The 14,808-nt window shown below is 70.4% G+C and carries 7 protein-coding genes, 1 tRNA gene and 1 rRNA gene; 8 read left to right on the top strand and 1 reads right to left on the bottom strand.

The window, feature by feature from the left end; all coding sequences use genetic code 11:
- The 4 genes from rrf to ACFYYB_RS31190 form a co-directional block, all read left to right on the top strand.
- Positions 1-93, top strand: a 5S ribosomal RNA gene (gene rrf / locus ACFYYB_RS31205); the annotation flags it as partial.
- A gap of 5 nt (positions 94-98) precedes the next feature.
- A tRNA-Thr gene (locus ACFYYB_RS31200) sits at positions 99-174 on the top strand.
- Positions 175-298: 124 nt separating this feature from the next.
- Entirely contained in the window at positions 299-937 is a 639-nt protein-coding gene (locus ACFYYB_RS31195) for a hypothetical protein (protein WP_389439446.1), read from the top strand.
- A 179-nt stretch (positions 938-1,116) separates the two neighbouring features.
- Positions 1,117-1,323, top strand: coding sequence for a hypothetical protein (locus ACFYYB_RS31190; protein ID WP_389439444.1), 207 nt, complete (start codon positions 1,117-1,119; stop codon positions 1,321-1,323).
- A gap of 20 nt (positions 1,324-1,343) precedes the next feature.
- Here ACFYYB_RS31190 and ACFYYB_RS31185 read toward each other — a convergent pair whose 3' ends face one another.
- Positions 1,344-3,866, bottom strand: coding sequence for a SpoIIE family protein phosphatase (locus tag ACFYYB_RS31185; RefSeq protein ID WP_389439442.1), 2,523 nt, complete (start codon positions 3,864-3,866; stop codon positions 1,344-1,346).
- Positions 3,867-4,274: 408 nt separating this feature from the next.
- Here ACFYYB_RS31185 and ACFYYB_RS31180 point away from each other — a divergent pair, with 408 nt between their 5' ends.
- The 4 genes from ACFYYB_RS31180 (at position 4,275) to ACFYYB_RS31165 (ending at position 14,721) form a co-directional block, all read left to right on the top strand.
- Positions 4,275-9,662 carry a HAMP domain-containing protein gene (locus tag ACFYYB_RS31180; protein WP_389439440.1) on the top strand — a complete coding sequence of 1,796 codons (5,388 nt, stop codon included), beginning with the start codon at positions 4,275-4,277 and terminating at the stop codon, positions 9,660-9,662.
- Between the two features lie 229 nt (positions 9,663-9,891).
- Positions 9,892-10,578: a two-component system response regulator gene (locus tag ACFYYB_RS31175; RefSeq protein ID WP_266881432.1), complete on the top strand. Its 687-nt coding sequence runs from the start codon at positions 9,892-9,894 to the stop codon at positions 10,576-10,578.
- 231 nt (positions 10,579-10,809) lie between these two features.
- On the top strand, positions 10,810-13,620 hold the full coding sequence (locus tag ACFYYB_RS31170) for a DNA translocase FtsK (RefSeq protein ID WP_389439438.1): 2,811 nt from the start codon (positions 10,810-10,812) through the stop codon (positions 13,618-13,620).
- A gap of 204 nt (positions 13,621-13,824) precedes the next feature.
- Positions 13,825-14,721, top strand: a complete 897-nt coding sequence (locus tag ACFYYB_RS31165) for a RodZ domain-containing protein (protein ID WP_389439436.1) — start codon at positions 13,825-13,827, stop codon at positions 14,719-14,721.
- The last annotated feature ends 87 nt before the right edge of the window (positions 14,722-14,808 follow it).

Below are 14,808 nucleotides of genomic sequence, written 5' to 3'. Positions count from 1 at the left end.
CGCCCGGTTTACATTCCGAACCCGGAAGCTAAGCCTTTCAGCGCCGATGGTACTGCAGGGGGGACCCTGTGGGAGAGTAGGACGCCGCCGAACAACCCGCCCTTTTAGCTCAGTCGGTAGAGCGTCTCCATGGTAAGGAGAAGGTCAACGGTTCGATTCCGTTAAAGGGCTCCAAAACGAGAAGGCCCCCGCCAATGGCGGGGGCCTTTTTGCGTTTCCCCCACCCTTTCCGCGATCTCCTCCTGAGTATCCTTCGGGTTGGAATGATCTTGAGGGTTTTGCTGGGGAGGGACGCGTGATGTCGGATCAGACTCCGGCCGAGGCCGAGTTCGAGCAGGCCTGGGCCGACGGGAGGTATACCCGGGCGGTTCTGCCGGCCGTGGATGTCAACCGGATCCTGGGGGAGCGGTACGTCGGCGCGGAGCCGGTGGTATTGGACCGGGCGGGGATCTGGGACATGGAGGTCCGGAAGGCCGGCAATCCCGGTGCCTTCATTCCGTACGTCATCCAGGAAGGCTCTGCCTCCGCCTGGGTTCCGGGCCGGGCGGGGGCGGACCTGGGGGCCGAGTTCGTCCGGCAGTCGCGGCAGAGGCTGTGGCTGGAGCCGGACGAGTACGGACTCGTGCTCGAGGAGACGTACCTGAACCATGACCGGCAGGTGGTCACCTTCCTGGGCCGGGAGACCTTCTCCGACGTGCGGGGCGTGCCCCTGCGCGCGGACGGCCGGCAGCCGCTGTTCCACGTACAGCACGGGGTCGCCGGTACGGATGAGCGGCCGCTCAATACCTGGCGGATCGTCCTGCTGACGGATGAGCCTGACGAGCGGCTGGTGAAGGTCTTCGACCGGATGGCAAGTGATCCCTGGCTGCCCGAGTTCCTCGAGCTGTACGTCCGGGACGTGCTCGGGATCGCGCTGACGCGCCGGGACGACGTCTGAGGGTCCGAGGGACGGCGTAAAGGAGGGCCTCCGCCTTGTGGCGGGGGCCCTTTGTGCGTGATGGGGGTCCGGGGCTCCTCGTCAAGCCCCGAATCTTCGGGCCGTGACCGGGGGTGGGGGCCGGGGCGCAATGGGATCAGCAGGAGTTCCCAGGCCTTCGATCCACGGGAGGAAAGCTCATGAACAACGAACGGATTCGATATCTCGCCCACACTGTCAGGATCGCTCTGGCCGGTGACGCCGCCTCCCCGTCCGTGCAGCCGTCCCGGTCCGCTTCCCTGTCCGACACCGGCCGGGATTCGGTCGTGGAGACGGGCAGTGCGCCCTGGACCGGGGAAATGGCGGCCCCGTCGTTCATGATCCTGGTCGCGGGGCCCCGCCGTTAGGGCGAGTGGCGCGGCGGTGCTCAGTCGCCGTCGCGCTGCCGGGGGATGCGGAAGGCCAGGATGGCCATGTCGTCGGAGGCCGGTTCGGCGGCGAAGCGTTCCACCGCGCGCAGGACGCGGGAGGCGACGGCGCCGGCGGTGAGGCCCGTACAGGTGGTGAGGACCTCGGCGAGGCCGTCGTCGCCGAGCATGCGAGTGCCCTCGCGGCGTTCCGTGACGCCGTCCGTGACGCAGAGGAGGACGTCGCCCGGGTCCAGGGTGAGGGTCTGCTCGTAGAGCTCCAGGTCGTCGAGGACGCCGAGGAGGGGCTGCGGGTCGGCGGCGGGGATGACCTCGCCGTTCGGGCGCAGGCGCAGCGGCAGCGGGTGGCCCGCGCAGACGACCTTCATGTGGGCGCCGCCGTCGGGCTGCGGGTGCAGCTCGCCGTAGAGGAGGGTGAGGAAGCGGCTGCGGTCGCCCTCGTCGAGGATCGCCGCGTTGAGGCGTTCCAGTACGGCCGGGCCGCCGAGGCCTTCGCGGGCCAGGAGGCGCAGGGCGTGGCGGGCCAGGCCGGTGACGGCGGCCGCCTCGGGGCCCGTACCGCAGACGTCGCCGATGGCGAACCCGTAGACGCCGGGGCGGATGGGGAAGACGTCGTAGAAGTCGCCGCCCACCTCGTTGCCCTCGCCCGCCGCGCGGTAGATGACCTCGACCTCGATGCCGGGGATGGTGGGGGAGCCGGGCGGCAGCAGGCTGCGCTGGAGCGAGCGGCTGATCGCGGTGCGCTCGGAGTACAGGCGGGCGTTGTCCAGGGCGAGGGCGGCGCGGCGGGAGAGGTCTTCGGCGAGTTCGAGGATCTCCTGCCGGAAGTGCTCCTCGGAGGGCTTGCCGAGGGTCAGCATGCCGATGACCCGGTTGCGGGCGAGGAGCGGGAGGACCACGGTCTCGCCGCCGACCGCGAGGGAGGTCTCGGGCCAGGGGCGGGCGCCGGACTCGCGGACCGGCTCGGGCGGGCTGACCTGGGCGAGCAGGGCCTTGAGCCCGTCGATGCGTTCCTCGTCCTCGTGCAGGACGTACGAGAGGAACGGGTCGGAGGCCTGGTCGGCGATGGTGTAGACGGCGCACCAGGTGGCGAGGGTGGGGACGGTCATCTGGGCCATGAGGGCCAGGGTCTGGTCCCGGTCCAGGGTGCCGGCGAGCAGGTCGGAGGCCTCCACGAGGAAGGAGAGGGAGCCGCGGCGCAGTCGTTCGAGCTCGCCGAGGCGGGCGGATTCCACGGCGAGGGCGATGCGGTCCGCGGCGAACTGCAGGCGCAGGGCGTCGTCGTTGGAGTAGCGGCCGGGCATCTCGGCGGCGACTCCGAGGGAACCGGTGAGGCGGCCCTCGACCTTGAGGGGGACGGTGATGGCGGAGCGCATGCCGGTGGCTTCCAGGAGGGGTACCGCGCCGGGGACGACGACGAGGTCCTCGTGGACGGCGGGCATGCGGGCGCTGCCGTACCGGTTGGTGCCGGCTTCGACGGGGACGCGGGCGAAGCGCTGGCGGGTGGACGGCAGGCCGGTGGTGGCGCGGACTTCGAGCTCGGTCTCGTCGTCGGTGGCGAGGAGGAGGAAGGCGGAGTCGGCGTCGAGGAGGTCGCGGGCGCGTTCCACGGTGCGCTGGAGCAGGCCGTCGAGGTCGTCGGGGGCGGGGGAGCCGATGAAGATCTCGAAGGGGTCCGTGGGGCGGGTCTCGGTGAGGTGGCCGCCGTCCATGGGGGCCCGTACGGGGCTCTGCAGCAGGGCGCGCTCGTCGTCGTGCACGAGGAGGCAGACGATGGAGGGCTCGCCGTGGGCATCACGGACCCGCAGGTGGGAGGCGTAGATCGGGATGACGCGGCCGTCGGCGCCGCGGATGCCGTAGCTGCCCTCCCAGCGGGACAGGCGCAGGGCCTCGGCGATGCCGGTGCCGGTGCCGGGGGTCTGCGGCCAGGCGGCGAGCTCGGCGAGCGGGCGGCCGACCGCCTTCGAGGCGAGGTGGCCGAAGATGATCTCGGCGTCCTCGTTCCAGGCGGAGACGGTGCCCGCGGAGTCGATCTGCAGGACGGCGACGCGGACCCGGCTGTCGGCCAGGGGGAGGAGCTGGTCGGGGACGACGGGTCCCGCGGAGCGGGTACCGACCGGACGGTCCGGCATGTCGAGCCGGAACCAGACGTGCTTGTGCGTGGCCGTGTACTCGACGCCCCAGCGGGTGGCGAGGGCGGCGCAGAGCATGAGCCCGCGGCCGTTCTCGCGGTCGGGATCGGCGTACGGGCGGTCGCCCGGGTGCTGGAGGGGGAGCTCGCGCTCCGGGTAGCGGTCGGCGACCTCGACCCGTACGCCGTCCTCGGTGCGCAGGCACAGGACCTCGGCGCGGGTTCCGGCGTGGACCACGGCGTTGGTGACGAGCTCGCTGGTGAGGACGACCGCGTCGTCGATGATGTCCCCGAAGCCCCAGCCCTGGAGGGTGTCGCGGACGAATGCGCGGGCAGCAGCGACCGAACGCCCCTGTGGATCGAAACTGGCAGCCGCCCGTGCCGTGATCACAAGTCTCCTTCGACGCGGTGGACAACGGATGCCAGGTTACTTACCTTCGCGGTCGCCATGGTGCCGTCGTCCGGGAATCCACCCGCAGGGTGCGGACGGTGTGCGATGGTGCCGGAGTGTTATGGCCGGGTTCGGCCAGGGTGAAACACTGGGCAGGCTTGAAGTCGGGCAGTACATGGGCACGGCGTAAACGGGCACGGCGTAGATGGGCACGGCGTAAGTGGGCGCAGTCTGATGAGCAAGATGCCCGGTGGAACAGAGGATGACCCCTTCGGGAGGGACACGGTGGAGGCTGGCGCGGCGGTGCGGCGTACGGGAACGCGCCCTAAGGGAGGTCGCTCCCGGCGGGGCACGACGACGGAGGTCGATACCGCGGCCCTGAACAGGCTGCTCACGGCCTTGGTGTCGATGCGGGACGGTAACTTCCGCAAGCGCCTGACGGTGTCCGGCGACGGGGTGATGGCGGAGATCGCCGCCGTCTACAACGAGGTCGCCGACCGCAATCTCCACCTGACCGGGGAGCTGTCCCGGGTGCGGCGGATGGTGGGCCGCGAGGGCAAGCTCAGCGAACGGCTGGAAACAGGTGCCTGCGAGGGCTCCTGGGCGGCCGCGATCGATGCCTCGAACCAGCTGGTGGACGATCTGGCCCGGCCGGTGTCCGAGGTGGGCCGGGTGCTGTCGGCGGTCGCGGAGGGTGATCTCGACCAGCGCATGGACCTGCGGACCCAGGCCGCGGAGGGTGCCGGGCACCCGCTGCGCGGGGAGTTCCTGAAGGTCGGGCGGACGGTCAACAACCTGGTCGACCAGCTCTCCGCGTTCACCGACGAGGTGACGCGGGTGGCGCTGGAGGTGGGTACCGAGGGCAAGCTCGGCGGCCAGGCGCAGGTGCGCGGGATGTCCGGGTCCTGGAAGGACCTGACCGACTCCGTCAACACGATGGCGTACCGGCTCACCGCTCAGGTGCGTGACATCGCTCTCGTGACGACGGCGGTGGCCAAGGGCGATCTGTCGCGCAAGGTCACGGTGCACGTGGCCGGCGAGATGCTGCAGCTGAAGAACACCGTGAACACGATGGTGGACCAGCTCTCCTCGTTCTCCTCCGAGGTGACCCGCGTGGCCCGCGAGGTGGGTACGGAGGGTGAGCTCGGCGGCCAGGCGAAGGTGCCCGGGGTCGCGGGCGTGTGGAAGGACCTGACCGACTCGGTCAACACGATGGCCGGGAACCTGACGGCCCAGGTGCGCGGGATCGCGCAGGTGACCACGGCGGTCGCGAACGGCGACCTGTCGCAGAAGGTCCGGGTCAGCGCGCGCGGCGAGGTCGCGCAGCTGGCCGAAACGATCAACCAGATGACCGAGACGCTACGGACCTTCGCGGACGAGGTCACGCGCGTGGCCAGCGAGGTCGGGGCGAAGGGCCTGCTCGGCGGGCAGGCGCAGGTGCCGGGCGCGGCCGGGACGTGGAAGGACCTCACCGACTCGGTGAACACGGTCTTCCGCAACCTCACCACGCAGGTGCGCGACATCGCGCAGGTGACGACGGCGGTGGCCAACGGCGACCTGTCGCAGAAGGTCACCGTGAACGTGGCCGGCGAGATGCTGGAGCTGAAGAACACCGTCAACACGATGGTGGACCAGCTCCAGTCCTTCGGTGCCGAAGTGACGCGGGTGGCCCGTGAGGTCGGCGTCGAGGGCGAACTGGGCGGCCAGGCGCAGGTGCCGGGCGCGGCCGGAACGTGGAAGGACCTCACCGACTCGGTGAACACGGCCTTCCGCAACCTCACCGGTCAGGTCCGCAACATCGCCCAGGTGACGACGGCGGTGGCCAACGGCGACCTGTCGCAGAAGGTCACGGTCGACGTCTCCGGCGAGATGCTCCAGCTGAAGAACACCGTGAACACGATGGTGGACCAGCTGTCCTCCTTCGCCGACCAGGTCACGCGGATGGCGCGGGACGTGGGCACGGAGGGCCGGCTCGGCGGCCAGGCGCGGGTCGAGGGGGTGTCCGGCACCTGGAAGGAGCTCACCGACTCCGTCAACTTCATGGCCGGGAACCTGACCTCCCAGGTGCGTCAGATCGCCCAGGTGACCACGGCGGTGGCACGCGGCGACCTGTCGCAGAAGATCGACGTGGACGCGCGCGGCGAGATCCTGGAGCTGAAGAACACCATCAACACGATGGTCGACCAGCTCTCGGCCTTCGCCGAGCAGGTGACCCGGGTGGCCCGGGACGTGGGTACGGAGGGCCGGCTCGGCGGTCAGGCGCAGGTGCCCGGTGTGGCCGGCGTATGGCGCGATCTGACGGACTCCGTGAACGGCATGGCCGGGAACCTGACCTCCCAGGTCCGCAACATCGCGCAGGTGGCCACCGCGGTGGCGCGCGGCGACCTGTCGCAGAAGATCGAGGTCGACGCCCGGGGCGAGATCCTGGAGCTCAAGAACACCCTCAACACGATGGTGGACCAGCTCTCGAACTTCGCGGAGCAGGTGACCCGGGTGGCCCGGGAGGTGGGTACCGAGGGCATCCTGGGCGGCCAGGCGGAGGTGAAGGGCGTCTCCGGCACCTGGAAGGACCTCACCCAGTCCGTCAACTTCATGGCGAACAACCTGACCTCGCAGGTGCGCAACATCGCCGAGGTGACCACGGCGGTCGCCATGGGCGACCTGTCGAAGAAGATCACGGTCGATGCCAAGGGCGAGATCCTGGAGCTCGTCACCACCGTGAACACGATGGTGGACCAGCTCTCCTCCTTCGCCGAGCAGGTGACGCGGGTGGCCCGCGAGGTGGGTACCGAGGGCATCCTCGGCGGCCAGGCCCGGGTGCGGGGGGTCACCGGCATCTGGAAGGACCTCAGCGACAACGTCAACACCATGGCCGGCAATCTGACCGCCCAGGTGCGCGGCATCGCGCAGGTGTCGACCGCGGTGGCCAACGGCGACCTGACCAAGACGGTCACCGTCGAGGCGCGTGGCGAGGTCGCGCAGCTCGCCGACACCGTCAACACGATGGTCAAGACGCTGTCCTCCTTCGCCGACGAGGTCACCCGCGTGGCCCGCGAGGTGGGTACGGAGGGCCGCCTCGGCGGCCAGGCGCACGTGCCGGGGGTCTCCGGGACGTGGAAGGACCTCACCGACTCGGTGAACTTCATGGCCTCCAACCTCACCGGCCAGGTGCGGCAGATCGCCATGGTCACGACCGCCATCGCCAAGGGCGATATGACCAAGAAGATCGACATCGACGCGCGCGGGGAGATCCTGGAGCTCAAGACCACGATCAACACGATGGTCGACCAGCTCTCCTCCTTCGCCGACCAGGTGACCCGGGTGGCCCGCGAGGTGGGTACCGAGGGCATCCTCGGCGGCCAGGCCCGGGTCCGGGACGTGGACGGCACCTGGCGGGACCTGACCGAGTCCGTGAACGAGATGGCCGGGAACCTCACCCGGCAGGTGCGCGCCATCGCGGCCGTGGCCACCGCGGTGACGCGGGGCGATCTCAACCTGAAGATCGACGTGGACGCGGCGGGCGAGATCCAGGTCCTCCAGGACAACATCAACACGATGATCGCCAACCTGCGCGACACCACCTTGGCCAACAAGGAGCAGGACTGGCTCAAGGGCAACCTCGCCCGCATCTCCGCCCTGATGCAGGGCCGCCGCGAGCTGGACGACGTGGCCTCGCTGATCATGAGCGAGCTGACCCCGGTGGTCTCCGCGCAGCACGGGGCGTTCTTCCTGGCGCTGCCGACCGGGGGCACCACCGAGATCGGGACCGACGGCGGCGCGGACGGCTCGTACGAGCTGCGGATGCGCGGGAGTTACGCGTACGCCGGCGGGCAGATGCCCATCTCCTTCCGGCCGGGTGAGGGGCTCATCGGCATGGTCGCCGAGGAGAAGCGGATGGTGCTCATCGAGAACACCCCGCCCGGCTACCTGAAGATCTCCTCCGGGCTCGGCGAGGCCCCGCCCGCGCACGTGATCGTGCTGCCGGTGCTCTTCGAGGGGAAGGTGCTCGGCGTCATCGAGCTGGCCTCCTTCCAGCCCTTCACGCAGATCCAGAAGGACTTCCTCAGTCAGATCGCCGAGATGATCGGTACGAGCGTCAACACCATCTCCGTCAACTCCAAGACGGAGATGCTCCTCAAGCAGTCGCAGGAGATGACCGAGCAGCTGCGCGAGCGCTCCGACGAGCTGGAGAACCGGCAGAAGGCCCTCCAGGCAGCCAACGCCGAGCTGGAGGAGAAGGCCGAGCTGCTGGCCCAGCAGAACCGGGACATCGAGGTGAAGAACACCGAGATCGAGGAGGCCCGGCAGGTCCTGGAGGAGCGCGCCGAGCAGCTCGCGGTCTCGATGCGCTACAAGAGCGAGTTCCTGGCGAACATGTCCCACGAGCTGCGGACCCCGCTCAACTCCCTGCTGATCCTGGCCAAGCTGCTCGCCGACAACGCGGACGAGAACCTCTCGCCCAAGCAGGTGGAGTTCGCCGAGACCATCCACGGGGCCGGCTCCGACCTGCTCCAGCTGATCAACGACATCCTCGACCTGTCGAAGGTCGAGGCCGGGAAGATGGACGTCTCCCCGACCCGGATCGCGCTGGTCCAGCTCGTCGACTACGTGGAGGCCACCTTCCGGCCGCTGACCGCGGAGAAGGGCCTCGACTTCTCGGTACGGGTCTCCCCGGAGCTCCCGGCCACCCTGCACACCGACGAGCAGCGGCTGCTCCAGGTACTGCGCAACCTGCTGTCGAACGCGGTGAAGTTCACCGACACCGGGGCGGTGGAGCTGGTGATCCGGCCCGCCGGCGCCGATGTGCCCATCGCGATCCGCGAGCAGCTCCTGGAGGCCGGTTCGCTGCGGGAGGCCGACGCCGACCTGATCGCCTTCTCGGTGACCGACACCGGGATCGGGATCGCCGCGAGCAAGATGCTGGTGATCTTCGAGGCGTTCAAGCAGGCCGACGGGACCACCAGCCGCAAGTACGGAGGCACCGGCCTCGGGCTGTCCATCAGCCGGGAGATCGCCCGGCTGCTGGGCGGGGAGATCCACGCGGCGAGCGAGCCGGGCCGCGGGTCGACCTTCACGCTGTACCTGCCGCTGCACCCGAGCGAGCTGCCCCCGCAGGGGTACGCGCCGCCGACGCCCGGCGGGGCGCGCGGGGAGCTGTACCGCCGCCCGGCCGCCGAGGAGACGCGGCCCGAGCTGCCGGCGGCGCCGATGGCGCAGGGCCCCGTAGGACCGGTGGCGCCGATGGCGCTGCCGCGGGCCGGGGAAGGGCACGGGCAGGGTTCTTCGGCGCTGTTCCGGCGGCGGCGCAAGGCGATGGCCGAGCCGCCGCTGCGGGCGGAGGTGCCCGGACAGGGCGAGGCGGACGCGTGGGCCGTGGAGGAGCCGCTGCCGACGGCGCCGCGGACGTACGACTTCCACGGTGAGCGGGTGCTGATCGTGGACGACGACGTGCGCAACGTCTTCGCGCTGACCAGCGTGCTGGAACAGCACGGTCTGGCGGTGCTGTACGCGGAGAACGGCCGGGAGGGCATCGAGGTCCTGGAACAGCACGACGACGTGGCGCTCGTGCTGATGGACATCATGATGCCGGAGATGGACGGGTACGCGACGACCTCGGCGATCCGGCGGATGCCCCAGTTCGAGGGGCTGCCGATCATCGCGTTGACGGCGAAGGCCATGAAGGGGGACCGGGAGAAGGCGATCGAGTCCGGTGCCTCGGACTACGTGACCAAGCCGGTCGAGCCCGATTACCTCCTGTCGGTCATGGAAGGACACATGCGCGGGGCCGGAGCGTGACCGGGCGGGCCGAGGGGGACTCCCGAGGGAACCTTCTGCCCTTCCACCACGTTTCTCGTTCGTGCGCTGTGACATCTTGGTGACAGGGTGTGGCGATCTCGGGACTGGGGCTACGATGACCGGCACAAGGACGGACGGCGCAAGGATGCCGTCTTCTGGGGCGGGGCCCGGCGCACAGGCCGGAGCCAGGAGCCGGGGAGGCCCCATGCCGGGGCGAGGAGGACAGGGCATGGTGCAGAAGGCCAAGATCCTCCTGGTCGACGACCGGCCGGAGAATCTGCTGGCGCTGGAGGCCATCCTCTCCGCGCTCGATCAGACACTGGTCCGGGCGTCGTCGGGGGAGGAAGCGCTCAAGGCGCTGCTGACGGACGACTTCGCGGTCATCCTGCTCGACGTGCAGATGCCGGGCATGGACGGGTTCGAGACGGCCGCGCACATCAAGCGGCGTGAGCGGACCCGGGACATCCCGATCATCTTCCTCACGGCGATCAACCACGGTCCGCACCACACCTTCCGCGGGTACGCGGCGGGCGCGGTGGACTACATCTCCAAGCCCTTCGACCCGTGGGTGCTGCGGGCCAAGGTCTCGGTGTTCGTCGAGCTGTATACGAAGAACTGCCAACTGCGCGAGCAGGCGGCGCTGCTGAGGCTCCAGCTGGAGGGCGGCAGCTCCAACGGCGCGGTGGACGGCTCCAAGGAGACGGCCGGCCTGCTGGCCGAGCTCTCCGCGCGGCTCGCCGCGGTGGAGGAGCAGGCGGAGGCGCTGACCAAGCAGCTCGGCGAAGAGTCGGCCGATCCCTCGGTGGTGGCGACCGCGGCCCACCTGGAACGCAAGCTCACCGGATTGCGGCGGGCGCTCGACGCGCTGGAGCCGGGAACCGGCGGCGGGGCTCCCGTACTGCCAGCCCAGGGCTGAGGTTCGCCGTCCGCCGGCGGTTCGCCGGCGCCGTCGGAGGCAGCCGTTCGTGGTCCGCCAGGGCCGTGTGCGGGCCCGGTTGGCGGGTCGTCAGGTCTGGCGGAGCGTCAGGGCGGGCCACCGGTAGGGCCGAGGGCGCGGGCGTCTCCCACCCCGGGCCCGGAACGACACGAACGGGTGAAGGGGTGGGCACGCGTGTCCACCGGCGCGCGCACCGGTAACCTCGGTCGCATGGCCTCAAGTACGTCCGGTAAGGGTTCCCAGAGCACGGCGGGCACCGCGAAGGGCCGCACCGGCCGTACGACGGCGCCGGCGAAGAAGGCTGCCCCAGCACGCAAGCCGCCCGCGAAGAAGGCGGCGCCCGCGGCCAAGCGCGGCCCCGTCAGGAAGGTCGCGCCGAAGCCCGCGCCGTCCCCCACCGGGGGAGTGCTGCGGCTGGTGCGCGCCTTCTGGCTCGGCATCGCGCACGCGGTCGGCGCGATCTTCCGCGGCATCGGCCAGGGCGCGAAGAACCTCGACCCGGCCCACCGCAAGGACGGCCTCGCCCTGCTGCTGCTCGCCCTCGCGCTGATCGTCGCCGCCGGGACCTGGTCGAACCTGAGCGGGCCCGTCGGGGACCTGGTGACCATGCTGGTCACCGGCGCCTTCGGGCGGCTCGACCTGCTCGTGCCGGTCCTGCTCGGCGTCATGGCGGTACGTTTCATCCGCCATCCCGAACAGGCCGACGCCAACGGCCGCATCGGCATCGGGCTTTCGGCGCTGGTCGTCGGAGTCCTGGGGCTCGTGCACATCGCCTGCGGAGCCCCCGGGCGCGACGAGGGCACCACCGCCATGCAGAACGCCGGCGGGCTGATCGGCTGGGGCGCTTCGAAGCCGCTGATCTTCACGATGGGCGCGCCGCTGGCCGTGCCGATGCTGGTGCTGCTCACCGTGTTCGGGCTGCTGGTGGTCACCGCCACCCCGGTCAACGCGATCCCGCAGCGGCTGCGGAGCGCGGGCATCCGTCTCGGGGTCATCGCTCCGAACGAACACGATGCCGAGTACGCCGAGCACGCGGAGTCCGGGGAATCCCCGGGCTCGGCCGCCGCGGACCGGCACGATGCCGAGCGCTGGCGGGCCCTCGCCGGCGCCGCCGGGTCGGGAGATCCGGCGGACGCGGCCGAGGAGGAGGCGCTCGCCCGGCGGCGGCGCCCCCGCCGGTCCGCGGGCCGGCCGGCCATGGACCGCGGGATGGACGCCGTCGACGTGGCCGCGGCGGCCGCCGCCGCACTGGACGGGGTGGTGTACGGCGGCATGCCGCCCTCCCCGCTGGTCGCCGACCTCACGCAGGGCATCTCGGTGGAGCGCGAAGGTCGCGAAGGCTCGGAGATCACCGCTCCGGTCCCGGCGGCCCGGGAGGAGGGGCCCGCCCCCGAGGAGAAGCCGGCGCCGGCGTCCGAGGGCGCGGCCCCGCCGCACGCCACCACCGCGGCGGCCTCCGGGACGCTGTCCGTGCCCGACCTGACCAAGGCTCCGCCCGAGACCCAGGCGCTGCCGCCCCGCGCCGAGCAGCTCCAGCTGCGCGGGGACATCACGTACTCCCTGCCCTCCCTGGACCTGCTGGAGAAGGGCGGGCCGGGCAAGACCCGCAGCGCCGCGAACGACGCGGTCGTGGCCTCGCTGACGAACGTGTTCATGGAGTTCAAGGTCGACGCGAAGGTCACCGGTTTCACCCGGGGCCCGACGGTGACCCGCTACGAGGTGGAGCTGGGTCCGGCCGTGAAGGTCGAGCGGATCACGGCACTGGCGAAGAACATCGCCTACGCCGTGGCCTCGCCCGACGTCCGCATCATCAGCCCGATCCCGGGCAAGTCGGCGGTCGGCATCGAGATCCCGAACACCGACCGCGAGATGGTCAACCTGGGGGACGTGCTGCGGCTGGCGGACGCCGCCGAGGACGACCACCCGATGCTGGTGGCGCTCGGCAAGGACGTCGAGGGCGGCTACGTCATGGCCAACCTGGCGAAGATGCCGCACGTGCTGGTCGCCGGAGCCACCGGTTCCGGCAAGTCCTCCTGCATCAACTGCCTGATCACCTCGGTGATGGTGCGGGCCACCCCGGAGGACGTCCGGATGGTGCTCGTGGACCCCAAGCGGGTGGAGCTGACGGCGTACGAGGGCATCCCGCACCTGATCACGCCGATCATCACCAACCCGAAGCGGGCCGCCGAGGCGCTCCAGTGGGTCGTGCGCGAGATGGACCTGCGCTACGACGACCTGGCGGCCTTCGGGTACCGGCACATCGACGACTTCAACAAGGCGATCCGCGACGGCAAGATCAAACTGCCGCCGGGCAGCGAGCGGGAGCTCAGCCCCTACCCGTACCTGCTGGTGATCGTCGACGAGCTCGCCGACCTGATGATGGTGGCCCCGCGCGACGTGGAGGACTCGATCGTCCGCATCACCCAGCTGGCCCGCGCGGCCGGCATCCACCTGGTGCTCGCCACCCAGCGCCCTTCGGTGGACGTGGTGACCGGTCTGATCAAGGCGAACGTGCCCTCGCGGCTCGCCTTCGCCACCTCCTCGCTCGCCGACAGCCGGGTCATCCTGGACCAGCCGGGCGCGGAAAAACTGATCGGCAAGGGCGACGGGCTGTTCCTGCCGATGGGCGCGAACAAGCCGGTGCGGCTCCAGGGCGCCTTCGTCACCGAGGACGAGATCGCCGGGATCGTGCAGCACTGCAAGGACCAGATGGCGCCCGTCTTCCGCAACGACGTCACGGTCGGGCAGAAGCAGAAGAAGGAGATCGACGAGGAGATCGGCGACGACCTGGACCTGCTGTGCCAGGCGGCCGAGCTGGTGGTCTCCACGCAGTTCGGGTCCACCTCGATGCTCCAGCGCAAGCTGCGGGTCGGGTTCGCGAAGGCCGGGCGGCTGATGGACCTGATGGAGTCGCGGGGGATCGTCGGACCGAGCGAGGGGTCGAAGGCGCGCGACGTGCTGCTGAAGGCCGACGAGCTGGACGGCGTGCTCGCGATGATCCGCGGGGAGACTCCCGAGTAATGCGCAAAGGATCGGGGGCAACCGTTTCCCCCGGTCGCGTGTCTAGTTGAGGGAGGTGGCGGTCCGTTCCGGGTCGCCGCACCGGGCGGGAGCCCCCTGACCATTCGTATGGCGTAGGGAGGTGCCCCTCCGGTTGCTCCACCCTTTCGTCACCCCCCTAGACTGGACTTCCAGCAGGTGGCTACACGCTCGAAAGGCGCCCTCGTGTCCATCGGCAACGCCAAATCCCCCGAAGATGAACGGCCTTCGACCGACGACCGGTCCGAGGACCGCCTCGTCGAACGTTCCGTCGAAGAGCCGTCGATCGGGACGGCCCTCAAGAAGGCCCGGATCGCCGCCGGGCTGACTGTCGACGAGGTCAGTTCCACCACCCGCGTGCGCATTCCGATCGTGCACGCGATCGAATCCGACGATTTCTCGCGCTGCGGCGGCGATGTCTATGCCCGCGGCCACATCCGTACGCTCGCCCGTGCCGTGCGCCTCGATCCGGAACCCCTGATCGAGTCGTACGACGCGGCCCACGGCGGCCGGCCGGCACCCACCCCCGCCGCGCCGATGTTCGAAGCCGAGCGGATCCGTCCCGAACGGCAGCGGCCCAACTGGACCGCCGCCATGGTCGCCGCCATCGTCGCCGTGATCGGCTTCGTCGGCTTCACGGCCTTCGGCGGCGCCGACGACAAGACCAAGCGGCCGGTGGCGGAAGGTTCCGCCGCGCCGAAGCCCGCACCCACTCCCAACGCGTCCAAGCCCTCGGTCCAGGCACCGCCGGCGCCCACGTCTCCCAAGCCGGAGCCTTCGGACAGTGCCATCGCCGCCGCGCCCAAGGACCTCGTCACGGTCGTCCTGACGGCCAACGACGGCGAGAGCTGGATCTCGGCCAAGGACCACAGCGGCCGGCTCCTCTTCGACGGCACCCTCGAACAGGGTCAGTCGAAGACGTTCACGGACAAGGAGTCCATCGACCTGGTGCTCGGCGATGCCGGGGTCGTGAAGCTCTTCGTGAACGGCAAGGAGATCAAGGACGAGTTCCAGCCCGGACAGGTGGAACGCCTCACATACACCAAGGACGACCCGCGTCAGGGCCAGGCCCAGGCGGGCTGATCAGCGGGGCTGACCAGCAGGGAATAGAACGTTCCGGATCCCCGGAGTGCCGCGCCGCACTCCGGGGATCTTGCCGTCCGGGACGGG

The sequence above is a fragment of the Streptomyces sp. NPDC002886 genome (genome assembly GCF_042888445.1).
Taxonomy (GTDB): Bacteria; Actinomycetota; Actinomycetes; order Streptomycetales; family Streptomycetaceae; genus Streptomyces.
This window is presented reverse-complemented; position numbering and strand designations above follow the sequence as displayed.

Excerpts from the sequence above, each read along its gene's own strand:
- ACFYYB_RS31195 (WP_389439446.1), top strand. The coding sequence starts at position 299 with ATGTCGGATCAGACTCCGGCCGAGGCCGAGTTCGAGCAGGCCTGGGCC.
- ACFYYB_RS31190 (WP_389439444.1), top strand. The coding sequence starts at position 1,117 with ATGAACAACGAACGGATTCGATATCTCGCCCACACTGTCAGGATCGCT.
- ACFYYB_RS31180 (WP_389439440.1), top strand. The coding sequence starts at position 4,275 with ATGCGGGACGGTAACTTCCGCAAGCGCCTGACGGTGTCCGGCGACGGG.
- ACFYYB_RS31175 (WP_266881432.1), top strand. The coding sequence starts at position 9,892 with ATGGTGCAGAAGGCCAAGATCCTCCTGGTCGACGACCGGCCGGAGAAT.
- ACFYYB_RS31170 (WP_389439438.1), top strand. The coding sequence starts at position 10,810 with ATGGCCTCAAGTACGTCCGGTAAGGGTTCCCAGAGCACGGCGGGCACC.